Origin of the sequence: Streptomyces sp. NPDC048507 (assembly GCF_043199995.1) — a bacterium.
Classification (GTDB): domain Bacteria; phylum Actinomycetota; class Actinomycetes; order Streptomycetales; family Streptomycetaceae; genus Streptomyces.
This window is the reverse complement of record NZ_JBICWZ010000002.1, coordinates 460468-486671: the sequence shown is the minus strand read 5'-3', so window position 1 is coordinate 486671 and position 26204 is coordinate 460468. Positions and strand designations below refer to the sequence as shown.

Here is a 26204-nt window from a genome sequence, read left to right as displayed (position 1 = left end):
TGCTCACGTGCCGAAGCTGAATCAGATCATCGCAGTCGAAAAGGGCGTCAAGTCCAAGTCCCTCCAGGAGCTCACCCAGGCTCACCACGACGTGCAGAAGCCCGCCCTGCTGGCCGGCATCTCGCGGACGTACCAGCCCAAGGACGAAGAGGGCGAGCAGCTGCCCCCCGAGTCCACCCGGGTGCAGGTCAAGGCCGAGGACGTCCTGCGCGCGACGGCGAGCACCCTGACCCGCCTCTTCGACGTCGCGGCCACCAAGGACTGGGCCAACCGCACCGCGGCCGCGGACGTCGTCGTCGACGGCCGCGTGCTGCTCGCCGACGTGCCGGTGCCCTACCTGCTCTTCCTGGAGAAGCAGCTGACCGACCTGCACACCTTCGTGCGCAAGCTGCCGGTCCTGGACGCCTCGGAGTCCTGGAACCTGGACCCGTCCACGGACTCCTGGCGTACGGAGGCCGTGCGCACGATCCGCACCAAGAAGGTCCCGCGCAACCACGTCAAGGCCGAGGCCACCGAGCAGCACCCGGCCCAGGTCGAGGTCTACTACGAGGACGTGGCCGTCGGCTACTGGACGACCGTGAAGTTCTCCGGAGCCCTTCCGGCCCGCCGGGTCAACGAGCTCCTCGACCGGGTCGAGCGGCTCCAGCAGGCCGTGAAGTTCGCCCGCGAGGAGGCCAACGGCACCGACGTCACCGACCAGCGCGTCGGCGACGCCGTGTTCGGCTACCTGTTCGGGTAGCCCCGAAAACGCCCCCTGTGTCGCAGGGGGTGCGCGAGAGCGCAAGCTGAAACTGATGTTGAAGCTGACAACAGGGGTGTCACAGTGGGGGTTCGAATCCCTCCCCCGGCACACGTGCCGGGGTGGCCCAAGCAGGCAGAGGCGGCCCCTTTGAAATTCAGATTATCGCTCCAGTCTCAGTATTCGCCGCCGAACACCGGATCGACCGAGCGGGGACGACCACTGACGGATGGGGGTTCAAGTCCCTCCTGCGCCTCTCTTCGTGGCGCGGTAGTTCAAAGGCAGAACACGTCGGCCTCACCTTGATCCCCGTTCTTAAACGCCGCCGGTGTGCGCAATTGGGTGGCACGCAGGAGCCCGGGAGCTGGACATGCTCCCGGGCTCCGTCACGCCCGCGACTACACCGGCACGGACACGAAGGTCCGGCCCGACTCGTTCTCCACCAGCACCTCCCTGACGTTCGCCGGGTCCACCGCCGCCGAACCGTCCAGGGCCGCCCCCTTGCCCTCGCCGTGCTCGGCCGTCCCCACGACCCAGCCGCCCGCCGTGGACCGCGTACCGTCCTTGGCGACCACCACCAGCCGGCAGCGCTCGCCCGCCGGGATCCCGGTCACCGCCGCGTGCACCCGTACCCACTTCGCCGCCGGCGTCAGCTGTACGTTCATCCGCGCGCCCGTGCCCCGGTCCGTCGCGGCGGCCACCCTGGTCCCCGGTACGGGCGAAGGCGCGGCGGAAGCGCCCGGCGCGGGCGCCGTCGGCCCGGGCAACGCGCCGGGGTGCTCCCGGTCCGCCCCCAGCTGGGCCCCGGCCCAGAACACGGCCGCCAGCGAGGCCGCCACGGCCAGCCCGGCCAGACCCACCCGCCGCCGCGCCGACGCCGCCCGCTCCCCGCGCACCTGCCGCAGGGTCCGCTGGAGCAGCAGGTCACCGCCCTGCGGGGGCCCTTCGAGGAACGCCTCCCCGGGCACCTCGCCCAGCACGCCCTCCATCTCGCGCAACGCGGCCACCTCCTCACGGCACCGCACACAGTCGCCGACGTGCTCCTCCACGCGCCGTACGTCCTCGTCGTCCAGGACGCCGAGCACGTACGGTCCGAGCAGTTCCTCCTCGTGCCGCTGCCGGTTCACGCCACCACCTCCCGCAGTCCGCCGGGCTGCTGGGGCGGCCGGCCTGATCGTCTGTTCCCGGTGCCGTCGCCGGCGCCGTCCGCGAAGACCTCGCGCAGGGCCTTCAGCGCGTAGTGCGAGCGCGATTTGACCGTCCCGGCGGGAATCCCGAGCCGGTCGGCGGCCTCGGCGACACTGCGCTGGCGGTAGTACAACTCCGTCAGCACGTCCCGGTGTTCCGGTGACAGCCGGTCGAGGGCCCCGAGCACCGTCATCGTGTCCACGACGGAGTCCGCGTGGTCCCCCTCGACGGGCGGCGAGGCCGCCGCACCCGAGACCTCCGGCGGCCGGGCGGCCTTCGCGCGATAGCGGTCCGTGATGATGTTGCGGGCGACGGTGAGCAGCCAGCCGCGCACCGACCCCTTCCCGTTGACCAGTACCTCCGCGTGCCGCCACGCCCGGATCAGCGTCTCCTGGACGACGTCCTCGGCGGCGGCCCGGTCCCCGGTCAGCCGGGTGGCGTACGCGAGCAGGGCGTTGCCGTGCTCCTCGTAGACCGCCCTGATCAGTGCCTCGTCGGTCGAGCCCCGCCGAGTGCGGGGCCACAGTGGTCCGGCCATCTCACCCTCTCCGTCCGCCTGGTGTTGCCTGGTGCGGTCGGAACACGCGGTGGATACACCTCCGGTTCACGTGACGTGCGTCACCCGGGCGCGCTCCGGCGCGGTCGGGCGCAGTTCAGGTGCGGCAGTCGCGTCCCTCGTTGAGGCAGGCGACGACCGCGTCCATCTGTCCGTCGGTCATCACGTCCACGAACATCGCGTGGTCCGTGCGCGGGCTGTGCCGCTGCTCGGGGAAGGAGTCCAGCGCGACCGGTATCCCCGGCGCCACCGCGTACGACAGGGAGATCCGCAGCTCGGGCACCGGGAAGGTGTCCCGGGGGCACACGCCGCGCGCGGAGGGGAACAGCAGGTGCGAACGGTGGTCGGGGGAGCTCGTGTCCAGCCCGTTCCAGCAGCTGGGGAAGACGAGCGTACGGGTGATCAGCGAACCGGCCGGACAGCGCGGGTAGGAGGTGGTGGAGCGGCCGGGGAAGCCCGTACAGCCCCAGCGGGCCCGGACGTCGGCCCCTGCTCCCGCCGTGTACGCGAGCGCGTCGCCGGTCATCGCCCGCAGGAAGCGGGGCATCGGCACGACCTTGCTGACCGGGCTGCCCCGGAACTCCACCTCCACCGAGGCCTCCGGCAGGATCTCGCCGGTGTTGCCGTGCCCCGCCGGGGACTCGTGCGCACCGCCGCCCGGGCGGTCCACCCGGCGCAGCACGGGCCAGTAGTAGGTGGAGCGGTCGCCGCCGGCGCAGCTGGTGGCGGCCGCGGCCAGCGAGTCGTCGGTCGACAGGGCGTCGGTGGACAGGTTCCCCACGTAGGCGTGGGTGTGGTGGGCGCCCGCCCGCACGCCCGGCGAGACCACCAGGTTGTCCTCGTTGCGGTGGCCCTCCCCGCCCCGCCCGCACTCCACGCGCACCGAGCCGGCGGAGGCCCCGGAGCCCGCCGGCGGGGCCGGGGGACCGAGCGGGACCCCGCGGATGTCCACCCGGGAGCCCGCCACGGCCGCCGGACGGGAGTCCGCCGCGCGGGAGGCGCCCAGCACGGCGGCGGCCAGCCCGGTGCCCAGCACCAGGCAGACGAGCAGCGCCAGAAGTCGGTGTTCGTTCCCCATGGCGGTCACGGTCGCCGGTGCCCGCCACGGCCGTCAACCGGGCGTCCGCGCGTACGGCGTCCGCCGGGCGCGCACCGGACGCGGTTGGCCCGTCCGGTGCTTGTCCGGAGCGGAGCCGACCACGCACAGTGGTCCGCATGACACCGGAAGAACTGCTGCACGACTTCGCCCGCACCCGCGCCTCCCTCGACGGGGCGGAGGTCACCTTCTGGTGGTCCGGCGACGTGTACTCCTCGGCCCCCGACGAGCCCTACCGCCGCCTGTTCGGCTTCGAGGGCCTCAACGTCGCCCGGATCGAGGCGGGAACGGATCCGCAGGACGGCGGGAGCGGCGGCTACCGCATGCTCTCGCGCGAGGCGGCCTTCTACCTCGACCCCGGCACCCGGGAGATCCTCCGGACGTGGGAGGGCAAGCCCGTGGTGCACGTCTGGAACGACCCGGCCAACCAGCAGTGGCGTCCCTTCCCCGTCCCGCGGACGGTGCTGGGCGACCAGGTCTGCTTCAGCCTGGAGATCCCGCTCGCCTACCCCTCCCCGCTGCCCGTCGCGGACTACCCGCTGAACTCCGCGGACGACACCTACCGGGCCCTGGAGCTGTTCCAGTTCTTCGTCCCCGCCGAGGCCCTCGCCGGTGACGCCCCGAGCGTGCCCGCCACGATGTCCTGGACCCGCCGCTCGCCGTGGCTGCCCTGGATGGAACAGGGGCAGCGGCCCGGCGGCCTCACCTTCCACTGCCGGGGCGTGAAGCTCGGCTCCTACGCCGAGGTCCCCGCGCGCACCCGGGACCACATCGCCGAGCACCACCCGGAGTTCGCCCACGCCCCGGAGAAGTGGAGCGAGCCGAACGAGACCAGCTGGACGTACTTCCGCAAGCTCAACCCGAGGTAGCGGAGGGGGGAGGGGGGGCGAGGGGCGGGAGGAACGGGGTCCGGCAGGGTCCGGACAAGGGTTTTCCCCGTATCGGGTTCACCCCCGTGTTGCCTACTGTCTGCCCACCGGCGATCTTCCGGCCTCCGCCCGGCTCCGCACCAACCCCACATGGTGCGAAGCCGTACGAGGGCGCGCTGACCGCCGGCACCGCCGTTGCCGAGGCCCCGCCGTCGTGGCCGGGCAACGAGGCGCGCGGCGGCGGCCGGAGCGGGCCTGACCAGCCCGCCCACCGGTCCCGCGGCCGCCGATCCACCTCCCACACTGCACCGACCGGCCGCTCCGGCCTGCCCGGAAACGGCCTCCAAAGGGGAACACGTGCACGCATCCAGACGTCGGCTGATATCCGTGGTGGCCATGTCCGTCACCCTCCTCGCGGGCTCCGCCACCGCCTCCGTGGCTGTGACGGCGGGCAACGACCCGGCCGCCACCCTCCCGGCCGCCGCGGCCCCCGCCGCACCCGCCGCGGCCCCGGTCGAGAACCTCATCGTCGGCTACAAGTCCTCTGCCTCCGAGGCCAGTTCCAACACCGCCGCCGCCGACGACGCGGCCGCCAAGGGCAAGAAGGCCGGCAAGAAGGCCACGTTCGACCGCCGCCTCGGCACCGGCGCAGCCCTCGTCAGCCTCGGCGGAGCCGTCGCCCCCTCGGACGCGGCCGGTGTCATGGCCCAGTTCCGCGCCGACCCCGACGTCGCCTACGTCGAGCCCGACTCCCGCGCCTACGCGATGAGCACCCCCGACGACACCGAGTACGCCAAGCAGTGGGACCTCTTCGAGCCCACCGCGGGCATGAACGTCCCCGCCGCCTGGGACAAGACCACCGGCTCCGGCGTCACCGTCGCCGTGATCGACACCGGCTACGTCACCCACTCGGACGTGGCCCCCAACATCGTCGCGGGCTACGACTTCATCACCAGCAGCTCCGCCGCCCGCGACGGCAACGGCCGCGACAGCAACCCCGCCGACCAGGGCGACTGGAGCGCGGCGGAGGAGTGCGGCACCGGCTCCAAGGCCAGCGACTCCTCCTGGCACGGCACCCACGTCGCCGGCACCATCGCCGCCGCCGCGAACAACGCCAAGGGCGTCGCGGGCATCGCGTACAACGCCAAGATCCAGCCCGTGCGCGTGCTCGGCAAGTGCGGCGGCGCGACCTCGGACATCGTCGACGCCATCACCTGGGCGTCCGGCGGCTCCGTGCCCGGCGTCCCGGCGAACGCCACCCCCGCCAAGGTCATCAACATGAGCCTCGGCGGCTCCGGCTCCTGCACCACCAGCTACCAGAACGCCATCAACGCGGCCGTCGGCCGCGGCACCACCGTCGTGGTCGCCGCCGGCAACAGCAACGCGGACGCGGCCGGCTTCACCCCGGCCAGCTGCAACAACGTGATCAACGTGGCCGCCACCAACCGCACCGGCGACCGCTCCTTCTACTCCAACTTCGGCTCGATCATCGACGTCGCCGCCCCGGGCGGTGAGACCCGCCGCGCCACCGACACGCCCGGCACCGTCACCACCCCCGAGAACGGCATCCTCTCCAGCCTGAACGCGGGCACCACCACGCCCGGCGCCGAGATCTACAAGCCCTACCAGGGCACCAGCATGGCCGCCCCGCACATCGCGGGCCTCGCCGCGCTGCTCGTCGCCGCCAAGCCCTCGCTCACCCCGGCGCAGGTCGAGTCCGCCATCAAGGCGAACGCCCGTCCGCTCGCCGGCACCTGCACCGGCGGCTGCGGCGCCGGTCTCGCCGACGCGGCCAAGACCGTCACCGCCGTGACCTCGACGCCCACCACGCCGTCGTTCGAGAACACCACGGACTTCGCGATCGCCGACAACGCCACCGTGGAGAGCCCGATCACCGTCTCCGGCGTGAGCGGCAACGCCCCGGCGGCCCTCAAGGTGGGCGTGAACATCGCGCACACCTACATCGGTGACCTGAAGGTCGACCTGGTCGCCCCCGACGGCAGCGTCTACACGCTCCACAACCGGGCCGGCGGCAGCACCGACAACATCAACCAGACGTACACCGTCAACGCCTCCTCCGAGGTCGCGGGCGGCACCTGGAAGCTGCGCGTCAACGACAACGCGGCCGGCGACACCGGCAAGATCGACTCCTGGAGCCTCGGCTTCTGACCGGTCCCGGCCCGTCCGTGGAGCCCCCCAACTCCCCCTGACGGGCCGATAGTACGGACCATCCCCCAGCGCGCGGACCTGCCGGTACCTCCCGTACCGACAGGTCCGTCGTGCTTTCCGGTCCACCGACTGAATTCTGCGTCACAATCCGGGTCCGCCGGGCGGCCGACCTCGTATTGTCGCGTTTCACAGGAAGGGCACAGAACTGGGGCGCGAAAGGCTGGTGGCTGTGCGTGGCGGCGACGGGGCACGCTGACACCGAGGTCGGACACACCAACGTCGGACACCGTGAACTCATCGAGGCGGTCCACCGTGCGCTGACCACGCACGGCCGCGCCGTCCTCACCGGACCCGCCGGGGCGGGCAAGACCGAGGTGGCGCGCGCCGTCGCGGCCGCCGCCCGGGCCCGGGGCGAGAGCGTGCTCAGGCTCGCCCCCGAAGCCGCCGACCAGTGGATACCCGAGGCCTCGGCGGCCGCCCTGCTCGCCTCCGTCCCCCAAACCGCCCTCGACCGGCTCGCCGGACCCCAGCGCACCGCCATCGCCCTGCTCCGCCGCGAGGCCGACGCCCCCGGCGCGGGGCGCGACCACGTCGCCCTGCGGCTGGCCGTCGTCGAGGTGCTGCGCACCCTGTCCGCCCCGGGCCCCGTCCTCCTCGTCCTGGACAACGCCCAGTGGCTCGACGCCGAGAGCACCGATCTGCTCCGGTTCGTCCTGCGCCTGACCCCGCCGCGCGTACGGGTCCTCGTCGCCGAACGCGTCCAAGGCGGCGCCCCCGTCGCCGAACCCCTCTGCGGACCCGGCACCCCCACCGTCCGCGTCCCCGCGCTCGGCGCCGACGAGGTCGCCGAACTCCTGCTCCGCCACGACCTGCCCGCCCGCCTCGCCGGACGCATCCACCAGGCCAGCGGCGGCAACCCCCGGCTCGCCCTCGCCCTCGGCCACTCCCTCGCCGAAGCCTGCGGCGGCCCCGGCGGCGGCGCCCACCACGCCGACACCCTGCCCGTCTCCGGCCAGGCCCGCGACGTCGCCCGCCGCCTTCTGGCCGGCGCCCCGGCCCGCGCCCGCCGCACCCTGCTGCTCGCCGCCCTCGCCGCCCGCCCCACCACGGCCCTGCTGCGCCGGGCCGGACGCCCCGACGCCGAAGAGGAACTCGCCGAGGCCGAGCGGGCCGCGCTGGTCACTGTGGGGGAGGACGGCGCCGTGACGTTCACCGCCGGCGCCCTGCCGACGGCCCTGGCCGCCGACGCCGGCTGGCCCGAGCGCGCCGCCGGGCACGCCGCGCTCGCCGCCGCCGTGGACGACCCCGTCCAGGCCGTCCGCCACCGCGCGCTCGCCGTCGACACCCCCGACGCCCGGCTCGCCACCGAGATCACCGACGCGGCCGCCGCCTGCCGCCGCCGGGGCCAGCGCGCCCTCGCCGCCGAACTCGGACTCCTCGCCGCCGAACGCACCCCGGCCTTCCTGCACCGCGAGGAGCTCGCCCGGCTCGTCGCCGCCGCCGAGGACGCCGGCTGGGCCGGCCGCGCCGACCTCGCCCGCCGCGCCACCCGGGCCGTCCTGGCCCGCGACGCCTCGCCCGCCCAGCGGGTGCGCGCCCGCCTCGCCGTGATCGACGCCGCCGGCCAGGCCCTCGCCGACCTCGACGAGACCATCGCCCACGCAGTCGCCGACGCCGCCGGGGACCCCTCCCTGCGGGCCGCCGTCCAGCTGCGCATCGCCTGGAAGCACAACATCGGAGACGGCGACCCGGTCCGCTCCCGGGACGCCGCCGCCGAGGCCGGCGCCCTCGCCAAGGCGGGCGGCGACCAGGTCGCCGAAGCCATGGCGCTGACCGTACGGGCCCGCATGGGCCGCATCCTCGGGGACCCCGGCGCGGAGGACATCCTGGCCCAGGCCCTCGCCCTGCCCGCCCCCGAGGTCCCCCTCGGCATGCGCAACGCCCCCCAGTACCTCGCCGTCCGCCACGCCCTCTTCGACGACCGGCTCACCGACGCCCGCCGCCAGCTCCTCGTCCTGCTGCCCGCCGTCCAGCGCACCGGCTCCGCCGAGGACGTCTTCGAAGTGCTGCGCAGCCTCACCGAGGTGGAACTGCGGCGCGGCCGCTGCGCCCCCGCGGGCGCGCACGCCCGCCGCGCCCTGGAGCTCACCATCGAGGCGGGCCTCTCACCCGGCCCCGCCTGGTACGTCGCCGCCACGGCCGAGGCGGCCGGCGGCAGCTTCGCGCGCGCGGCCGGATACGCCCGCCGCGGCATCCGAGCCTCCGAGGAGGAGCAGGACCAGGTCTTCCTCTCCCGGGGCCTGTACGCCCTCGGCACCGTCGAACTGGCCACCGGCGAAGCCGCCAAGGCCGTCGCCACCCTGCGCCGGGTCGCCGAACTGGAGGGGGCGCAGCAGGTGGTGGACCCCTCGGTGCTGCGCTGGCACGGGGAACTGGCCGAGGCCCTGATCGCCGCGGACGACCCGTCGGCGGCGACGGAACTCCTCGACCGCGTCACGCCGGTGGCCCGCTCCCTCGGCCGGACCGCCGTCCTCGCCTCCCTGGACCGGGCCCGGGCCCTGTGCCGCTCCGCCCAGGGCGAGCCCGAACCGGCCGTCGCGCTCCTGGCGCGCACCGCCCAGCGCTTCGAAGTCCTCGGGCTGCCCCTGGAGCAGGGTCGTACGCTGCTGGCGCTGGCCCGGGTGGAGCGCCGGCGCCGGCGCCGGGCCCCGGCCCGGACCGCCCTGGCCGCGGCCGCCGAGGTCTTCGGGCGGGCCGGGGCCAAGCCCTGGCTGGACCTCGCCCGGGAGACCCCGGGGGAGGGCGCCGTCCCGCACCCGGGTGCGCCGGCGCTGACCGAGGCGGAGGCCCGGCTGGCGCTGCTGGTGGGCGGCGGGGCCAGCAACCAGGAGGCCGCCGCGAAGCTCTTCCTCAGCGTGAAGACGGTGGAGGCCCGCCTCACCCGGATCTACCAGAAGCTCGACGTCCGTTCCCGGGCCCAGCTGGCCACCGCGCTGCGCGGCGGCTGAGCGGTGGGCCCGCCGGGCCCGGGAAGGCGGATCAGCAGCTGAGGTTGTTGCCCGGCGTGACGCCCAGCAGCTGGGTGAAGGCCTGGTACTTGCTGACCCGGCTCTGGACCTGGGCCGGGTTGCCGCCGTTGCACTCCAGGGACCCGTTGATGGAGCGGATCGTCTCGCCGAAGCCGGCGCCGTTGACCATGGCGGCGTGGGCGGTCATCGTGCCGGGGCCGTTCTGGGTGTTCCAGTACCACAGGGCCGTCTTCATGGCGACCGCCGGGTCCTGCTCGACGAGGTACGGGTTGGCGAGGAGGTTGATGCCCAGGGCGTCGCCCGCCGCCTTGTAGTTGAAGTTCCAGCTGAGCTGGATCGGGCCGCGGCCGTAGTAGGCGGCCTGGCCGGCGGGACAGCCGTAGGGCTGGCTCGCGTCACAGTAGTGCGGGTAGTTCGCGGTGTTCTGCTCCACCACGTACACCAGCCCGCCCGTCTCGTGCGAGACGTTGGCGAGGAAGGCCGCCGCCTCGCGCCGCTTGACGGTGTCGTCGCCGGTGTTGGCGAAGCCGGGGTAGGCGGAGAGGGCCGCGACCAGGCCGTTGTAGGTGTAGAAGGAGTTCCGGTTGGGGAACATCTGGTTGAACTGGGCCTCGCTGACCACGAATCCGGACGGGTTGCCGGTGCCGGGGTCGGTGCCGCCGCCCCCGCCGCAGGCGCCCTGGTCGGACCAGACGCCCCACTGGCCGGTGGTGCCGGGCGTCTCGCCCTGGGTCCACCACTTCGCCTGCCAGTTGTGGCCGTTGTACGAGGCGTTCGTGCCGCCCGTGTAGACGGCGGAGGAGGTCCAGGCCCCGGCGCAGGCGGGGGCCGCGGCGGCGGGGGAGGCGGGCAGGGCGACCGCGAGGCCGAGGGTCACGGCGGCGGCCGCGGCGAAGGAGAGGGTGCGGCGGCGGAGGGTGCGTATCACGTAACTGCTCCTGGAGTGGGGGGACATGTCGCGTGAGGTGGGGGGCGCGACGACTACCGCCACTGAAGCGAAGTGGTCTGGACCTGTCAAGGTCTAGACCAAATGTTTCCGATCCCGCCGACCGTGCCGCCCGGCACCGCCTGAACGCCCGAACGGCGTGACGACCGGGGTCGTCACGCCGTTCGGGATGCCGCTGCCGCCCTGATCAGCTGCCGGCGGACAGGTTCCCCGACAGGACCGGGATGTTGTCCACGATGTGGGACAGGGACTCGTCACCCTTGGCCTGGGTGGAGTTCTCGGCGCACTGCTGGTTCTGCGGGTTCGACAGGACGTTGACGTCCTGGACGCCGACGTTGAGCGCGGCGAGGACCGACTGGGCGTTGACCTTCGCGGGCAGGCCGACGCAGAGCTTGTTCAGCGAACCCTGGATGGCGCTGAGCTGGGGGCTCTTGTCGCCCGAGGTCTCCTGGTTGCCGTAGACCTGCGCGGCACCGTTGCCGTTGACGGTGTTGACGCCGTTGTCGTTGCCGATCGCCATCGCCGGGGAGGCCACGAGGGCGCCCGTGCCCAGTACGGTGGCGGTGACCGCGGCGGTGGCCATGAACTTCTTGAGCATCGTGAAGATCCTTCTGTCGCATGAGCTGTCCCCGGCGGGACGTCCTGATCAACTGCCCCCGGCTCCAGGGGTTATCGCTCATCACCCGTGCGGCCCAACGATCCCCTCGGTCCCACTGCCCGGACCCGCCCGGTCCCGGTGAACGCCGGGGGCCGCCGGGTTCCCGGCGGCCCCCGGCGTTCCCGGGCGGCGGACCCGCAGCCTCAGCCGGTCTTGCGGCGGACCTTCTTGTTCTTGCCGCCGGCCCCGCTGCTGGAGCCCTGCACCTTGGAACGGTTCTGGTGGCCCTGCTGGGCGTGCGCGTTGGCGGCGTTGCGCTCCAGAGCCTCGCGGAACTTGCGCTTCGCGGCGTCGGCCGGGGACTCGTCCTGCGGAACGTCCGCCCGCGCCGCGTCGGCCTGCGGGGTGTCTGATGCGTCAGCCATGTGTGCCTCCTGGAGTGATCAAGTCCGCCCAGTCTGTCAGCCGCGCCCCCCGCAGGCCATCGGGATCCGCCGGGGCGGCCGTCAGGCGGGCGGGGCCGGGGCCTGCGCCCCGCCGCCGGCCCGGATCGCGGCCAGCGCGGCCCGGTGCAGGGCGTGCGGATCGCCGTGCGCGACCGGGCTGCCGGTCAGCGTGTACCACTCGTCGGCGTCCGTGTACTGGACCTCGAACGCGACCTTGCCGTCGGGGCCCGCGGTCGTGCGCAGCGTGAGCGGGCCGGTGATCACGCCGACCTCGTCGGTCATGGCCCCGCCCGGACCGGCCGGGACCTCGTCCTGCCACTGCCGGGGCGCGCTCATGACGCGCAGGTGTCGAGCATCGCGGTGAGCTTCGCCTTCTCGGCCTCGGTCACGGTCAGGCCGTAGTGGGACTTGACGGTGGTCCAGGCGCGTCCGTACGGGCACCACGCGGCCTTGTCCGTGGGCTGCCACAGGTCGGGGCTCTGGTCGCCCTTGGAACGGTTCGAGCCCGCCGAGACCGCCAGCAGCTGCGGCCGCGTCAGGTCGTTGGCGAAGGCCTTGCGCCGGGCCGCGTCCCAGCCGGCGGCGCCGGAGCGCCAGGCCTCGGCGAGCGGCACCATGTGGTCGATGTCCAGCTTCGACGCCTCGGTGACCGTCGCCCCGTCGTAGAGGCTCTTCCAGCGGCCGGTCAGGGCGCGGCACTCGGCGTCCTGGGTGACGTCCGCGCCGTCCCGCTTGAGGACCACCTCACGGGTGTCGCACTTGTTGCCCTGCTCGGCCCAGTGCGTGAACTTGTCGCGGCTGTAGCCGGCCATCGTGCCGGGCTTGCCGACCGTCAGCGCCGCCAGCTGGGTCCGGGCCACCGCGACCGTGACCATCCCCGGCAGCACGTCACCGGCGGCCGGACCGCCCGCGGCGCCGGAGGGGGCGGGCGCGCTCGCGGCGGGCGGGGCGCCGCTCTTGCCGGTCTTGCCGTCGGGCCCGTCCGGCCCCGAGGGCAGGGCGCCCCCGCATCCGCTCGCCCCGAGCAGCAGCGCCACGGCCAGCGCCGCACCGCGTACACCTGTCTGACGACCCATGACCCCACCCCGCTCAGACTCCACCGACCCGGGGAGCCTACCCATAACCGGACATCCAACCCGGCACCGGGCCGGACGGAGTGTCCGCGTACGGAACCGGCCGCCCGGCAACCCGGCCGGGGGCGCCCGCCGTTAGCCCGGCGCCGCCCTCAGCGCCACTCTCGGCGTTGTTCCCGGCGCCCTTCTCAGCGCCGGGCCGCCGCGTGCAGGGCGCGCCGGCACACGGCGGCGGCCGCCGCGAGCGTGACGGCCAGCACCACCGGCCGGCCCGCCCCCGCGGCCAGGACGGCCCCGGCGACCAGGAGCACCGCCAGGGCGGCGAACTGCCCGGGCCCCCCGGGCCGGACGCGCCGGACGGGCCGGGAGCGGCCCCGGCCGGCCGGTACGCGGCGACGATCCTCCCGTGGCATCGGACCCCCCTCCGTTCAGGGGCCGGCCGCGGTGCGGGGCCCTCCGGGGAAGAGTGTGGACAGGCCGCGAGCGAGAGGGGCTGGATTCGCGACGGAAGCCGGACCGGGGGTCGGGATCCGGCCGCGCCCGCGGCCCCGCGCCGCCTGCCCTCCGGTGCCCCCGAAAGCCGCCGCACGGATCGACCGCACCACCGAGTTGGCCGGAAACCACCGGCGCGCAACCCTCCCCGGTCCGCGCCGGAGCCGCCGCCCCGGGCGTCAGGTCCAGGAGGCGGTCACCAGGGTGCGCCGGGCCGCCGTCAGATGGATGGCGGCCGCCAGCCAGGCCCGGGCGTAGGCATCGGCCGAAGGGTCGGTGAGCCGGCCGAAGACGTTCCGGGGCCGGCGGTCCGCTTCGCCGACGAGGGCGGCGGCCAGATCGGCCGCCCCGGTGAAGCCGGCCCGGCGCAGCGGTCCGTACGCCGTCAGCGGCTGCGGGCCCCGAGCGGTCTCGGCCACCGCCCGGCGGCCGCCCGCGACACCGGTCTCCAGCAGCCGCCCGACCCGCCACAGCGGCGCGTCGGCCAGCGGGTCCGCCCCGGGGCCGACGGGCGGGACCGCGGTGGCGGCGGCAGGGGCGGTGGCGGTGGCGGGCGGGAAGTGGGCGCCCTGGAGGCGGTCGTAGCCGAGGTCGGCGCGCTCGTGCCACTCCGGGGGCAGCCGCAGCGTGTACGCGGCGCCGGGCACCGGCCCCACGGCGAGCGGGCTCAAGGTCGCGGCCCGGTCGGCGTCGGGGCGGCCCAGCACGCGCACCGCCAGCCCCGGATACCCGGCCAGGCGGCGCAGGTTGGCGCCGTGCCCCAGCTCCGGATGCGGATGGGCGGGACGCAGCCGCAGCAGCGGGGCGTCCGCGCGCGGCTCCCGTACCAGGAGGTGGTCGCCCGCCGCGCCGACGACCTCGATGTCGACGCCGAGCAGGCCCGGCTCCGCGAGCAGCCCGGCGACGGCCCCGGCCACCGGGCGGGCGAACAGGGCGGCCGACGGTTCCTCGGCCCAGGTGGCCCCGGGTGCGGGCGTGGCCCGGACCCCGCGCCCGGCACCGAGCCGCCCGTCGGCGGACACCGTCGCCCCGACCACGCGCAGGCCCGACCGGGCCAGCCCGGCGTGGTCGAGGGCGCCGCCGCCGAGGGCCACGGAGGCGGCTCCCGCGCCGCGGGCCCGGGCGAGGCCGCCGGGCCGGACGTCCGACAGCGAGTAGGCGCGGCCGTCGTCGCCGAGCAGGTGGGTGACCACGCCCGCGTAGCCCGTCGCCGTGAGCACCGGCTCCCGGCACAGGCCGTACACCCGCAGGCTGCCCGCGGCGGCGTAGGCCCGGCGCCCGCCGCTCGCTCCGGGACCGTCCGTGCCGGATGCCAGCAGGGCGGCGGTGTGCAGCAGTTCGCGGAACGCGGCGGTGAGGTCGTCGAGCCGCTGGGCGGCCGCGGGCTCCCGGGCACCACGCAGACCGCGTACGACCCGCAGGGCGGCGGCCTCCGCCTGCGGCAGCCCGGCGAGGCGTGCGGTGTGCGCGGCGCGCAGCAGCTCCGCCTGGGCCACCGCCCCGGCGGCGCTGACCCCGGCGGCCAGCGCCTCGGCGGCGGCCGCCCACAGCCCGGCCCCGGCCGCGACCTGCGCGCCCGTCAGCGGAGCGTCCCCGGCCCGCCCGTCCCCCGGCGCGGCGGCGGCGCCCGCCCCGGACGCCGAAGCCACGACCGTCTCCGTGGCGGGGCCCGGGGTGCGGTCCGCGGCTGCTTCCCCGGCGGGGTTCGCCGTGGGGGTCACGGCGGGACCCGCAGGCGTCGCCGGAGCCGGCTTCGCCGCGGGGGTCGGGGCGGGCACCCCGGCCGGCTCCGTGGCGGGGTCCGGGGTGCGGTTTTCGGCCGGCTCCGTGGCGGGGTCTCCAGCACGGTCCGCGGCCGGGTCCAGGGCGGGGTCACCAGCCGGGTCCAGGGCGGGGTCCGCCAGGGGGGCCGCCCCCAGGGCCGCCGCGCGGTGCAGGCAGCGCGGGGCCAGCAGGCAACTGCACGACGCCTGGCCCGGGTCGGTGATGGTGCCTGCCGGGCCCGGGCGGAGCGTCACCACCGCGTCCTCGCCGAAGCGGAGGCTGACGCCGCCCTCCGCCCCGGCCACGGCCACCGCCACGGCCCCCGCCCCGCACTGCGCGACGGCCGCGTCCAGCCGTTTGCGCAGCCGGGCGGTCAGCCCCTCCACCGCCTCCGCCAGGACTTCGGGCGCGACGGGGGGCAGCAGGTCACGGCTCATCGGGCTTCTCCACGGAGTCGGTCGCCCACCCAGCGGGCGAGGGCGAGGGGGCTGAGGGCGGCCACCGGCATGCCGGCCGCCACGAGCTGCCGCGCCACCGGCACCGAGTACCGGGGCGCGCCCGCGTCGTCGAGGGCGGCGCAGCCCAGCAGATGGGCCCCCGAGGCGGCCAGGGCCCGTACCTCCGCGAGCAGACCCGCGAGCGGCGCGCCCTCCTCGAAGTCGCTGACGACGACCACCAGGGTGCGGCTCGGTACGGTGACCAGCGTCCGCGCGTGCGCGAGGCCCGCCGCGATGTGCGTGCCCCCGCCCACGCGGACCCCGAGCAGCAGCGACAGCGGGTCGTCGACGCGGTCGGTCAGGTCGGCCACCTCGGTGGAGAAGGCCAGGAAGTGCGTGGACAGCGTCGGCACCCCGCCCAGCACCGCCGCCGTCAGCGCCGACCAGATCACCGAGGCCTCCATGGACCCGGAGACGTCGACCACCAGGATCAGCCGCCAGTCCGCCTCGCGGGACGCGCGCGTGCGGAACACCGGGCGTTCCGGGACCACCACGACCCGGCCGTCGGCCGTGCGCCGGGTGTGCGCGAGGTTGGCCCGCAGGGTGCGCGCCAGGTCCAGTCGGCCGCCCAGACGGCGGGTCGGGCGCGGGGTCGCGACCCCGGTGAGGGCCGGCCGCAGCCGGGTGGCCAGCTCCTTGGCCAGCTCGTCGACGAGCCGGCGCACCAAGGGCCGCAGCCGGGCCAGTTGCTGTTCCGGCATGCCGCCCGCCAGCGAGAGCACCGAGGTCAGCAGCTCCACGGAGGGGCGTACGGAGTCCGGATCGAGCTGGGCCAGCACGTCGGTACGGCCCGCCCCGGCCGCGTCGGCCAGCACCTCCTCCCGTACGTCCGCCCCGAACAGCGACTCCAGCTCCGCCGACCACTCCCGCGCGGTCGGGAACGAGGGTTCGTCCCCGCCGCCCGGGCCGGCGCGGCCCACGTCGTCGGCGCCCTCGCCGCGCCCGGCCCCGTACAGCTCGTCGAGCGCCCGGGCGTAGCGGCGCGCACCGGCCGGGAGCCGGTCGCGCTGGCGGCCGAGCAGCAGCCGCCACCGGTCGGCGGGGGCGAGCCGCCGCCCGTCCCGCTGCGGCCGGGGACCGGCCGGCACCTCCCCGCCCCGCCCGGCCGCAGCCGGTGCGGACCCGGCCGGGGCGGGCGCCGCCGGAAGCGACGCGAGCGCGGCGAGCCCGGCCGCGTCGGCGGCGGCCCAGAGCGCGAGCAGCGCGGGCGGCGCGTCCAGCGACAGGTCGACCCGGTCGCCGAGCCGCTCGGTCACCGTCGCCAGCAGCCGCTCGCGCGCTGCCGGGGCCAGTACGTCGAACCCGCCCCGCAGCGCGGGCAGTCGCTCCAGGAACTCCGCGTCGGCGAGGCCGTCCACCCGGTCCAGCAGCGGGGTCAGCGCCGCGGGCGAGGCGTCCAGCAGCGGCCCGGCGGCGCTGAGCAGGCCGGTGAGCCGGCGGGCCAGCGCACGGCGCCCCTCGGCGGTGGCCGCGCCGTCGACCCAGGCGGCGGCGCGCGCGCCGAGCCCGGCCGCGGTGTCGAGGTCCAGCAGCACCCGCACGGCGAGGGCCGCACCCCGCATCAACGGGCTGCCGTCGGCGGTAAGTTCCGCCAGAGCGGCGTCCATGCGCAGCCCCAGGCGGCGGGCGGCGGCCCGGTCGGCGAGCGCCACCAGGGCCCCCGCGTCGGCGGGGTCGTCGCTCCCGGCGAGGCCCGGCAGGGCCCGTACGGCGGTGTCCAGCAGATCACCGACGAGCGCGCCGGCCCGCTCGCGCGCCGCGGGGGCGGCGGGCAGGTGGCCGCGCCGCAGCCCCTCCACCAGGTCGACGGCCGTCAGCAGCTCCGGCAGAGCGGCGGTGGCCGGCAGCACCCGCGCCAGCTCGTCCAGCCGTACGTCGACCAGCCCGGGCAGGTCACACCGCGCGGCGGCGGCCAGCCCGGTCAGCACCTGCGCCGCCGTCGGGCCGCCCTCGGCCGCCTCGCGGCGCGCCACCTCGCGCAGCGTCCCGGCGGCCGCCTGGGCGGCGGTGACGCCGCGGACCCCCGCCAGGTCGAGCCGGGCCGGGACGGAGGGGGTCCAGGACAGCCGCCACTTGCTCCCCAGGGCGGTGCCGTCGCCGGTGGCGGCCACGTCCACCGGCTCCCCGTAGGACGCCCCGCACACCAGCAGGCGCCGGAGCAGCACTTCGCGGCGCCCGTCGAGCTCGGAACGCAACGGATCGAGGCGGACCTCCCGGGCGGCCGGGTCCTCGGGCGACGGCAGCCGCAATGCGGCCAGCTCCGCCTCCACGGCCGGACCCAGCCCGGAACGCGGCGCGTGCGGGGTGGTCCGGCCCCGGCCCGCGCCCACCAGTACGGCCTCCAGGGCGCGGGCCAGCGCCCGCCCCCGGCCGAGGGGTTCACCGTGCCCGAGCACGGTCTGGACGGCCTCCAGGAGTTCGCCCCGGCCGGGCGCGGGGAGCCCCCGCAGCACCGCCAGGTCGCAGGCGAGCCGCAGCGTCTCGGCGGCCTCGCCGGTCCCGGCGGTGTGCCCGGCGCGGCGCAGTTCCCGGCACACGCCGGTGACGGCGACCGAAGCCGCCTCCCGCACCCGCTCGGGGTCCCCGCCCGCCGTGAGCACGGCCTGCTGCCAGAGCGGATCGCGGATCCCGGCGGGGTAGCCGGAACGGGAGTCGAGCAGGTCGAACGAGTAGGCCACGAACGAGGTCACCACCTCCGTCCCGCCCCCCGCTCCCACGACGGCTTCCGCGTCCTGCCCCGGCCGGCCGGCGTACCCCGGCAGCAGGGCCGGGGCGTGGAAGGCGCCGACCACGGCCGCGACGCGGCGGCCGCCGGCCGCCGCGTCGGCGAGGGTGCGCCGCATGTGGGCCTCGCGGGCCAGGTCCACACCGGACACCGTGCCGGTGTCGGCGCGCAGCGCCCAGCCGACGCCGAGCGCCGCCCGGCGCACCGCCTCGGGAGAACAGCCGGGCGCCAGCACCTCGACGGCCCGGTCCCAGAGGTCGTCCCCCGTGCGCCCGGACCCGGCCCGGGCGATTCCGTCCGCGTAGCGCGGCGGCCCGCTCGCCGCGCCCGCCGCGCCCGCCGCGCCCGTCCCGTCCGGGCCTTGCGCGGCGCCGGGAGCCGCCGGCTCCGCGGACCACCCGCGGTCGGCGAGCGGCAGGTCGCAGCAGACGACCTCCACGCCCCGGCTCCGTGCCCAGCGGACCGCCGCCAGTTCGGGGGAGAAGTCCGCGAACGGGTAGAAGGCCAGCCGGCCGTCGGCGCCCAGCCCGGCCAGCGCCACCGGTGCGCACGTCTGCGGGTCGGCCAGGTGCGTCAGCCACGGCTGGAACTCGGCCGGCAGCTCCACGCAGACGACCTCCGCCCCCGACTCCTCCAGCAGCGCCGGCACGACCGCCGCCAGTGCGGGACTGTGGTGGCGCACGCCCAGCAGGTACGGCTCGCGCGAGGCGGCGAGCGCCGCCACCGCCCGCCGCGGATCGGTGACCGTCAACGCAGGCTCCCGCGCAGGTCCCAGAGCCGGCGCCACATCGCCGAGCCGTCCTCGGCCCGGCGGCGGACCGGGCCGTCCCAGTACCCCAGCAGCCGCCCGTGATCGGTCGGGTCATCCTTGCGCACGACGCCCAGCAGGTGCCCCGGCAGCAGGTCCAGCACGTCCCCGCCCGGCAGGTACGCGGCCGCGACCCCCAGCGAGGCCGCCACCTGCACGGCCTCGGCGGTGGACATGACCGTACCGGGCCGCTCCACGTCCCAGCCCTCGGCGCTGCGCCCGGAGCGCAGGTCGCGGAAGACGGTGACGAGCGCGTCGAGCACCGCGTCGTCCACCCCGAAGGCCGCCCCCGCCCGCTGTACGGCGGCCACGGCCTGCCGGCGCACCAGCGCGGCCTCGGCGTCGGCGTCCGCGATCGGCCCGACCGTCTCGAAGTTGAAGCGCCGCTTGAGCGCGGCGGACATCTCCGAGACACCCCGGTCGCGCAGGTTGGCGGTGGCGATGACCGTGAAGCCGGGCGCCGCGCTGACCGACGCGTCCTCGGTGGCGGTCAGTTCGGGGACGCTGACCCGCCGGTCGGACAGGATCGAGACCAGGGCGTCCTGCACCTCGGGCAGGCAGCGGGTGATCTCCTCGACCCGCGCCACGCGTCCGGTGCGCATCGCGGACAGGACGGGGGAGTCCACGAGCGCCCCGGGCGTCGGACCCTGGGCGAGGAGCAGCGCGTAGTTCCAGCCGTAGCGGAAGGCGTCCTCGGTGGTGCCCGCCGTGCCCTGCACGGTCAGGGCGCTGGTGCCGCACACGGCCGCCGACAGCAGCTCGGACAGCATCGACTTGGCCGTGCCCGGCTCACCGGTGAGCAGCAGCCCGCGCTCCCCGGCCAGGGTCACCACGCACCGTTCCACCAGGGCGCGTTCGCCGACGAACTTCGGCGCGATCACCAGCTTCGACGGCAGCCCGGCCCGCCGCTTGGCCAGGGCCAGTTCCGCGCCGTCGCTGCCGCAGACGAAGGTCACGACCGCGCGCGGGGTCAGCGCCCAGCCCGGCGGGCGCGGCCCGGTGTCCTGGGCGGCGAGGAAGGCCAGCTCGGCGGCGTACCGCTCCTCGGCGGGCACGACCTGCCGGTCGGCGGCGGGCTGTTCGGTGGGGTTCATCGGTTCCTCGGGTTCTCGTTCTGAAAGATTGTCGAAGGCTGCGGAGGACTGCGGAGGGCTTCGGACGCTCCGGACGTCGGTCCGCCCGGAGCGGGGCTCCCGGACCGGGGGCGGGGCGCGGCGGGCGCGCCCCGCCCCCGGTCCGGCGGGCTCAGCGCCGCCGCGCCGCGGTGCGCTTCACCTTCAGCTGCTCGAAGCGCGGCCCGTCGCCCTCCCGGACCCGCCCCCACGCCCGGCGGTACAGGTCGGCGGCCGGCTCGGTGGGGACGAGCACGCCCAGCGCCGGGTGCCCCCCGGGTGCGACCAGGGAGTACATCGGAAGCTTCCACCGCTCGACCGGCAGCACCGGCGACGCCGGCTCGGCCCAGCCCCCCGGCAGGAACAGGGTGCGCCCGGCCCGGCTGCGGCTGGCCGTCACCACCAGCTCCGTCGCGCCCAGTTCGGCCCGCGCGGCCTTCATCCGGGCCGGCTTCCAGCCCGTCCAGCGCGCCGTGTTGCGGTCGGTGGGGTCCGGCATGGCGAGCAGGACGAGGTACAGGGCGGCCGCGTCGGCGCCCAGCCCGTACGCGTCGGCCGCCTGCGCCACCAGCTCCGGGACGCTGCGGCCCGGATCCTGCGCCCACCAGGTGCCGTCCCCGTCCACCGCGCCCGCCACCGGGGCCCCCGGGTCGGCGAGCAGCGCCGCGAAGCCCGGGTCGTGCGCCAGGCGCAGCGCCGTCTCCGGCGCGGAGGGCGACTGGTCGGTGCCGCGCAGCAGCGGCAGGTACGGGTCCGAGCCGGTGGAGTCCAGCAGCGAGGTCCGCAGTGCGGGCCGGGGCCGGTCGTCGTGGGTGGCCAGGACCACCGCGCCGTACCGCTCGAACCCCGGGCCGGTCTCGGTCGGGGCGCCGGCCGCCTTCCGGAACTCTGACAGGCTCGTGTAGTGGCCGGCCGTCAGCAGCAGTCCGGGCGCCGCGAGGCGCTGGCGGACCGCGGTGAGCGCGGGCGGCAGGCAGGCCCGTACGGGATGCCCGGCGGGCAGCCGGTGCGCGAGCCAGGCGGTCAGGGCCGCCGCCGCGGTCAGCACCGAGTCGTCGAAGGGCCGGGTGACGGGGGCCACGGGCTGGGCGTGGTCCCCCTTGACGGCCCATTCGACGTCGGCGGACAGCGCCGCCGATGCCGCGGGGTCCAGCAGGGCGGGCAGTGCGCGGTGGGGCCGCCAGCCGGTGCGCACCTCGCGGGCGGCGTCGGCGAGCAGCCACTCGGGCACCGGCGTACGGCGCCCCACGCGCTGGTTCCACACCCGCGCGGCGGCGGCCGCGTCGGGGCCCTCGGTCCACAGCAGTGCCGGGTCGGCGGGCAGCAGCGCGGCGACCAGTTCCCGGCGCACGTCGAAGCCGAGGTCCTTCAGGTCGTCCCGGGCGTGCGCGGCCTCGGTGGCCTTCACCCCGAGGGTGGCGCGCAGTTCGGGGGAGAGGAACCCCTGCTCGTACGAGTCCACGCGCGGCAGTCCCGCGAGCACCAGCCGCGCCACGGCGGCCGACACCCCGGTCAGCCGGCCGAACTCCTCGGCGGCCCCCGGGAACCAGGGGGCCGGTCCGCGGGCGTCGGTCTCCGCGAGGAAGGCGGCGAGCCAGCCCGCCTGCCGGTCCGGGTCGCCGACGGGTGCGCCCGGCCCCACCCCGGTGTAGGGGGCGGGGAGGGCGAACGCCCCGGCCGGGTCGTGCAGCAGCGCCTCGAAGACCCGTTCACGGGGCGGGTGTTCACCCTGCGCGGTGACCGCCAGGACGGCGCCCCCGCCGAGCGGCATGACGCTCGGTTGGCGCAGGTTGCGCTCGCGGCCGTTGTCGCCGACGAGCAGGCCTTCGTCCAGCCGGACCCGGATCCGACGCCAGCGCGCGGCGGATCCCTCGGCCGTGTCCAGACCCAGCGCGTCGACCTCGCCGAGGAGGCGGCGCAGGGCGGTGCGCTGCTCGTCCGTGGCGCCGGTGACCGCCATCCGGTACGCGACCGCCGCGGGCTGCTCCAGGAACGGCGCGGTCCACGGGAACGCCGAGTACGCCAGCTTCGGGACGTCCACGTGCAGCCGTCCGGGCACGCCCGGGGCGGCGGTGTCGGCGGCCGCCCGGGCCAGCTCCCGCAGGAACCGGTACGCGGTGTCGTTGTCCCCGCCGTAGCGGTAGTGGCCGGAGCCCACCAGGCCGTCCAGGGCTCCGTCGAGGACGTTGTCGCCGGGCCCCCGGTCGGCGGGGGCGGTGCGCGGCCCCCGCGGTCCCCGGGTCAGTGAGTCGGCGACCTGGGCCAGCGCCCTGCCCTGGACGCGGGTGGCGTGCACGGCCGCGACCACGCCGGCGAGCAGCGCGGGCGCGGTGACCTGCGGCAGGGCGGCCCGCACCAGCGGGGACACGTCCTCGCCCTTGGCGGCCGCGTCGGCGGCCTTCCACAGGGCCGTGGCGGTGGCCGTGTCCACCGCGCGCAGCGCCGCCGAGCCCTCGGGGTCCCGGGCGCGCAGGCAGTACCAGTAGGGGAGCGGCGGGAGTTCGGCGCCCCGCGCGGAGTAGGCCTCGCCGTGGTGGTCGCCGGTGATCCGCGAGACGGCGACGCCCTCGGGGTCGTGCAGGGTGAGGGTGCGCCAGTCGCAGGACACGGCGCGCGGCCGGTCGTCGCCCGGCAGGGTCACCGCGTGGCGGGGGTGGTGGTGCCCCTCGCCGAGGGAGACGGACCGGCCGGCGGTGTCGCAGCCGTGCCAGCCCCGGCCGGGCAGCCGCACGGTGCGCCAGCCGAGCACGCCGTCCACGGGCGCGCCGAGCACCGAACCCGTGACGGCGGGCGTCGGGCGCAGCCAGTCCTGGCCGGGCCGGCCGGACGGGATGGCGCCGGTGGGGTGGCCGGCCAGGGCGTCGGCGAGGAAGCCGGGCAGGGAGCGCCGGCCGGTGGTCCCGGTGGCGGGGTCGTACTCGGCCCAGCCGGCCTCCTCGTGCTCGGAGCCCCGCGCTCCGGCGGTCTCCCAGGTCCAGTACGAGGTGCCGTCGCCGATGACGGGCCGTTCCGCGGGCAGCAGGCTGTCGCCGCGGTGCAGGACTCCGGCGCCGGTGGTGCGGCCGCCGCCCGGCAGGGGCAGCGTGACGTGCTCGGTGCGCACCGACCAGTAGGTGGCGCGGGTGTCCAGGGTCAGGACGTCGCCGGGGGCGCTGAGCCAGTAGCCCTGAACGGGGCCGTCGTAGGGGACCCAGAACACCAGCAGGTCGCCGTCGGCGTAGTGGAAGCCGTACCGGCGGTGGCTGGCGTCCGCGGGAACGCGCAGGTCGTGGGTGAGCACGGTGGAGTCGGCGTCGAGGACGCGGACCTGGGTGGCGTTGGCGACGATGACGTACGGCCAGGCGTCCATCACCGTCAGGCGCACGCGCCCGTCCGCGGGGGCCAGTTCGGCGACGGCGCTCTCCCAGGCGGGCCAGACCAGCTCCTCCAGCAGGCCGCCGCGCAGGGTGCGGGCGAGGATCGCGCCGAGGTCGGCGGAGGCGGCCCGGGAGACCTCCACGGGGGCGAGGGCGAGCGCCTCGGCCGGCAGCCAGGTCAGCCGTCGGATCGCCTCGGGCAGTTCCGGCAGTGCGGCGGCGGTGGACTCGGCGGCCACCTGGCGGACCCACTCGGCGACCAGCGGGCTGCTGCCGGGGCACGCGGCGAGCTTGCGGACGGTGTCGCGATTGCCCGTACCGTGCTGGTGGCGGGAGCCGTTCAGGGTGCGCAGGAATGCGGGCCGCATCCGTTCGTCGGCGCACAGCGCGCGCAGATCGCGGGGCTCGGGCGACTGGGCCCACTGCTCCAGCCCCATGAACCCGCCCCGCTCGGTGCCGGGGTCGGCCACGGGCAGGCCCAGCGAGAGCAGCAGGTCGATGAGGTTGACGTCCTGGAGGGCCAGGCGCAGGCCCTCCTCGCGGCCGGGGGCGTCGAGTTCGGCGCGCAGCCGCTCGGCGCAGCGGGTGACGAGATCCAGCAGGGCGGGCAGAGTGGGCGGCTTGCCCCAGCCGCCGTGGCGGGCGGTGTGGAAGCGCTCCAGCCAGCCGGCGGTGCCGTCGGCGCAGCGCTGCTCGGCGGGCAGGGTGGCGTCGGAGAGGGCGGCGGTGGCGCCGGACTCCTCCAGCACCTCCAGCCAGAACGCGGCCATGTCGCCCGCCTCGCCGCCGCTGCCGGGGGTCATCCCGAGCAGGATGCCCCGTACGGAGGGCACGCGCCGGGCCAGCGCGACGAGGGCGCCGCGGTGGGACTTCCACCAGCCGGCCGCCGCCCGCAGGGTGGCGGGGAGCGGCAGCAGTTCGGCCAGGTAGTCCTGTTCGGCCTCACCGCCGTCCAGCTTGGCGGCCCGGGCGAGGCGGCGCAGTTCGGTGGTGGCCTGCGCGGAGGGTGCGAGCCCGCCCGCGGTGCGGCGTACGCACAGGCGGCGGAAGCGGGTGAACGCCTCGGCGGGGGAGACCCGCAGGGCCAGTTCCTTGCCGTATCCGGTGAGGACCTTCACCGGGAGGGCGCCGGCGAGGGCGAATTCGAGGAAGACGGCGTCGAGGCGGTCCTCGTCGACGGTCAGTCCGTAGCGGGCCTCGCTCGCGCGGGCCCGGCCGAACAGCTGGGCGGCGTAGGTGGCGTTCTCGACGCCGAGGAAGATCCGCGCGGCCTGCTCGTGGAAGACGGGCAGGAAGTGCGGGACGGCGGCGGCGAGCCGCTCGGCGAGCTCGTGGCAGGCGTCCAGGGCGGCCTTGGGCTTGGTCTTCGCCTGTCGGGCGAGCCGGTCCAGCTCGGGCACGACGGCGAGGGCGTGGTGCCCGTCCTCGGGGTGGTGCACGAGCACCCACTCGGGGAAGCCGAGCGCCTGGCGCCGCCCGAGACCGACGACGGGCGGTTCGCCCTGCGGTACGAGGCCCAGGAAGCCCGCCGCCAGGTCCTCGGCGGCGCCCAGCTCGGCGGCGGCGAGCCGTACGACGACCCGCTCGTCGCCGAGCGCGGGGTGGTGGTAGGCCCGCGCGGTGAGCGGCACGGCGGACGGCCCGGCGCCGGTGGCGCCGACGGGCAGGACGGCGCCCGCGGCGAGCAGTCCGGCGTTCTCCCCGACGGCGTGGTCGGTACCGCCGGTGGTGTTCACGGTGTCGGTGGTGCTCATGCGTCCCCGCCCTCCTCGATCTTGCGCCCGGCGTAGAGCGCCGCGGCCATCCGCATCCCCTCGGACCAGGCCACCGGCCCGACCTCGCCGAGCCGTACGGCCCGGCCCTCCCCGTCGTGCCAGTTCAGCGGCCCGGTCCGGGTGTCGTCCTCCCAGTACGGCTCGCCGATCCAGACGGCCGCCTCCACCGCCCGGCCCGTGTCGCGCACCTTGCAGGTGGCGTAGCCGCCGGAGACCCGGTAGCCCAGGCTGGTGGCGCGGGCCGCGAGGCTGAACCGGGTGGGGAAGACGCCGCCCGCGTAGTCCTGGACCTCGGTCGCCGCCGGTGCCAGGCCCGCGGGCTTCGCCCAGGTCGCCCGGTGGATCTGCTCGACGCGCTGGACGATGTCCAGCTCGGCCGCGAACTCCCGTACGTCGTCCAGGTCGGGCAGCAGCACCGGGTGCGGCAGGGTCACGGTGCGGGGGCGCAGGCGCACCGTCTCACCGTCGAGGTTGACCACCTTCAACTCGCCCTCGGGGGTGGCGTCGCGCAGGAAGCCCACCTCGTCGGGGTCGAAGCCGGGGACGACGGCCAGGTCGCGCAGGGCGGCCTGCCAGGCCGCGTCGGGCCACACCCGGGCGAGGAGGGTGGTCGGGACCGGCAGGGAGGACACCATCCAGGTGTCCACCTGGGCGGCGCAGGCCGCCTCGTGCCGGTCGAGCCACTCGGCGAGCCGGCGCAGCCGGTCCACCTCGGGGTGGTCGCGCAACGCCTTCGGGACCGTCTTCAACTGCCGCCCCGCGGGCCGCCGCACCGCGACCCGTCCCTCCACGAGGGAGATCTCGTACCCCTCGTCCAACGCCAGCCACGCCATCAGCCGTGCCCCTCCGCCTGTCCGAAAATGCCCTTGCGCAGCCCGAAGGAGGGCGCCAACGCCCGGTGAGCTGCGGTATGTCGGGAGACTAGCGAGCCCCACTGACAACGCGTTGCGGAGGGTGGCCGTCCCT

At 76.3% G+C, this 26204-nt stretch carries 18 protein-coding genes; 4 read left to right on the top strand and 14 right to left on the bottom strand.

Annotation, left to right across the window (positions count from 1 at the left end; translation table 11 throughout):
• The first annotated feature begins 7 nt into the window (after positions 1–7).
• Entirely contained in the window at positions 8–739 is a 732-nt protein-coding gene (locus ACGFXC_RS07300; RefSeq protein WP_393710385.1) for a hypothetical protein, read from the top strand.
• Positions 740–1137: 398 nt separating this feature from the next.
• On the opposite strand, the gene ACGFXC_RS07295 is transcribed toward ACGFXC_RS07300, so the two are convergent.
• The 3 genes from ACGFXC_RS07295 to ACGFXC_RS07285 all read right to left on the bottom strand — a co-directional run bounded on the left by ACGFXC_RS07295 (position 1138) and on the right by ACGFXC_RS07285 (position 3561).
• Positions 1138–1866: an anti-sigma factor family protein gene (locus ACGFXC_RS07295; RefSeq protein WP_393710384.1), complete on the bottom strand. Its 729-nt coding sequence runs from the start codon at positions 1864–1866 to the stop codon at positions 1138–1140.
• Positions 1863–2465 (bottom strand): sigma-70 family RNA polymerase sigma factor, encoded by a 603-nt coding sequence (locus ACGFXC_RS07290; protein WP_393710382.1) that lies wholly within the window; start codon positions 2463–2465, stop codon positions 1863–1865. The genes ACGFXC_RS07295 and ACGFXC_RS07290 overlap by 4 nt, the downstream gene beginning before the upstream one ends.
• Positions 2466–2580: 115 nt before the next feature.
• Entirely contained in the window at positions 2581–3561 is a 981-nt protein-coding gene (locus tag ACGFXC_RS07285) for a DUF1996 domain-containing protein (RefSeq protein ID WP_393710380.1), read from the bottom strand.
• 137 nt (positions 3562–3698) lie between these two features.
• Here ACGFXC_RS07285 and ACGFXC_RS07280 point away from each other — a divergent pair, with 137 nt between their 5' ends.
• The 3 genes from ACGFXC_RS07280 (at position 3699) to ACGFXC_RS07270 (ending at position 9625) form a co-directional block, all read left to right on the top strand.
• Positions 3699–4448, top strand: coding sequence for a DUF1838 family protein (locus ACGFXC_RS07280; protein WP_393710378.1), 750 nt, complete (start codon positions 3699–3701; stop codon positions 4446–4448).
• A gap of 396 nt (positions 4449–4844) precedes the next feature.
• Positions 4845–6617, top strand: coding sequence for a S8 family serine peptidase (locus ACGFXC_RS07275; RefSeq protein ID WP_393710927.1), 1773 nt, complete (start codon positions 4845–4847; stop codon positions 6615–6617).
• A 233-nt stretch (positions 6618–6850) separates the two neighbouring features.
• Positions 6851–9625, top strand: a complete 2775-nt coding sequence (locus tag ACGFXC_RS07270) for an AAA family ATPase (RefSeq protein WP_393710377.1) — start codon at positions 6851–6853, stop codon at positions 9623–9625.
• A 31-nt stretch (positions 9626–9656) separates the two neighbouring features.
• Here the strand turns inward: ACGFXC_RS07270 and ACGFXC_RS07265 are convergent, their stop codons facing one another.
• The 11 genes from ACGFXC_RS07265 to ACGFXC_RS07215 form a co-directional block, all read right to left on the bottom strand.
• Positions 9657–10574, bottom strand: a complete 918-nt coding sequence (locus tag ACGFXC_RS07265) for a glycoside hydrolase family 19 protein (RefSeq protein WP_393710375.1) — start codon at positions 10572–10574, stop codon at positions 9657–9659.
• A gap of 205 nt (positions 10575–10779) precedes the next feature.
• Complete coding sequence (locus ACGFXC_RS07260) at positions 10780–11190, bottom strand: rodlin (RefSeq protein WP_393710373.1); 411 nt, start codon at positions 11188–11190, stop codon at positions 10780–10782.
• A gap of 203 nt (positions 11191–11393) precedes the next feature.
• A complete protein-coding gene (locus ACGFXC_RS07255) occupies positions 11394–11615 on the bottom strand; it encodes a DUF5302 domain-containing protein (protein ID WP_393710372.1) in 222 nt (73 codons plus the stop codon).
• Between the two features lie 81 nt (positions 11616–11696).
• On the bottom strand, positions 11697–11972 hold the full coding sequence (locus tag ACGFXC_RS07250) for a hypothetical protein (protein WP_393710370.1): 276 nt from the start codon (positions 11970–11972) through the stop codon (positions 11697–11699).
• A complete protein-coding gene (locus tag ACGFXC_RS07245; RefSeq protein WP_393710369.1) occupies positions 11969–12712 on the bottom strand; it encodes an HNH endonuclease family protein in 744 nt (247 codons plus the stop codon). Before ACGFXC_RS07245 ends, ACGFXC_RS07250 begins: the two co-directional genes overlap by 4 nt.
• Before the next feature lie 185 nt (positions 12713–12897).
• Positions 12898–13122: a hypothetical protein gene (locus tag ACGFXC_RS07240; RefSeq protein ID WP_393710368.1), complete on the bottom strand. Its 225-nt coding sequence runs from the start codon at positions 13120–13122 to the stop codon at positions 12898–12900.
• 258 nt (positions 13123–13380) lie between these two features.
• The gene (locus ACGFXC_RS07235) at positions 13381–15402 is read right to left on the bottom strand and encodes a hypothetical protein (protein WP_393710367.1); all 2022 of its coding nucleotides are present in this window, start codon (positions 15400–15402) and stop codon (positions 13381–13383) included.
• Positions 15399–18938 carry a DUF5682 family protein gene (locus tag ACGFXC_RS07230; RefSeq protein WP_393710366.1) on the bottom strand — a complete coding sequence of 1180 codons (3540 nt, stop codon included), beginning with the start codon at positions 18936–18938 and terminating at the stop codon, positions 15399–15401. The genes ACGFXC_RS07235 and ACGFXC_RS07230 overlap by 4 nt, the downstream gene beginning before the upstream one ends.
• Positions 18935–20089, bottom strand: coding sequence for an AAA family ATPase (locus ACGFXC_RS07225; RefSeq protein ID WP_393710364.1), 1155 nt, complete (start codon positions 20087–20089; stop codon positions 18935–18937). Before ACGFXC_RS07225 ends, ACGFXC_RS07230 begins: the two co-directional genes overlap by 4 nt.
• 151 nt (positions 20090–20240) lie before the next feature.
• Positions 20241–25217: a DNA-binding protein gene (locus ACGFXC_RS07220; RefSeq protein WP_393710362.1), complete on the bottom strand. Its 4977-nt coding sequence runs from the start codon at positions 25215–25217 to the stop codon at positions 20241–20243.
• Positions 25214–26071 (bottom strand): DUF4132 domain-containing protein, encoded by an 858-nt coding sequence (locus ACGFXC_RS07215; protein ID WP_393710360.1) that lies wholly within the window; start codon positions 26069–26071, stop codon positions 25214–25216. The genes ACGFXC_RS07220 and ACGFXC_RS07215 overlap by 4 nt, the downstream gene beginning before the upstream one ends.
• Positions 26072–26204: the final 133 nt, after the last annotated feature.

Coding starts and splice junctions, on each gene's coding strand:
- ACGFXC_RS07225 (WP_393710364.1), bottom strand. CDS start 20,089: ATGAACCCCACCGAACAGCCCGCCGCCGACCGGCAGGTCGTGCCCGCC.
- ACGFXC_RS07290 (WP_393710382.1), bottom strand. CDS start 2,465: ATGGCCGGACCACTGTGGCCCCGCACTCGGCGGGGCTCGACCGACGAG.
- ACGFXC_RS07240 (WP_393710368.1), bottom strand. CDS start 13,122: ATGCCACGGGAGGATCGTCGCCGCGTACCGGCCGGCCGGGGCCGCTCC.
- ACGFXC_RS07235 (WP_393710367.1), bottom strand. CDS start 15,402: ATGAGCCGTGACCTGCTGCCCCCCGTCGCGCCCGAAGTCCTGGCGGAG.
- ACGFXC_RS07220 (WP_393710362.1), bottom strand. CDS start 25,217: ATGAGCACCACCGACACCGTGAACACCACCGGCGGTACCGACCACGCC.
- ACGFXC_RS07255 (WP_393710372.1), bottom strand. CDS start 11,615: ATGGCTGACGCATCAGACACCCCGCAGGCCGACGCGGCGCGGGCGGAC.
- ACGFXC_RS07250 (WP_393710370.1), bottom strand. CDS start 11,972: ATGAGCGCGCCCCGGCAGTGGCAGGACGAGGTCCCGGCCGGTCCGGGC.
- ACGFXC_RS07215 (WP_393710360.1), bottom strand. CDS start 26,071: ATGGCGTGGCTGGCGTTGGACGAGGGGTACGAGATCTCCCTCGTGGAG.
- ACGFXC_RS07275 (WP_393710927.1), top strand. CDS start 4,845: ATGTCCGTCACCCTCCTCGCGGGCTCCGCCACCGCCTCCGTGGCTGTG.
- ACGFXC_RS07285 (WP_393710380.1), bottom strand. CDS start 3,561: ATGGGGAACGAACACCGACTTCTGGCGCTGCTCGTCTGCCTGGTGCTG.
- ACGFXC_RS07245 (WP_393710369.1), bottom strand. CDS start 12,712: ATGGGTCGTCAGACAGGTGTACGCGGTGCGGCGCTGGCCGTGGCGCTG.
- ACGFXC_RS07280 (WP_393710378.1), top strand. CDS start 3,699: ATGACACCGGAAGAACTGCTGCACGACTTCGCCCGCACCCGCGCCTCC.
- ACGFXC_RS07260 (WP_393710373.1), bottom strand. CDS start 11,190: ATGCTCAAGAAGTTCATGGCCACCGCCGCGGTCACCGCCACCGTACTG.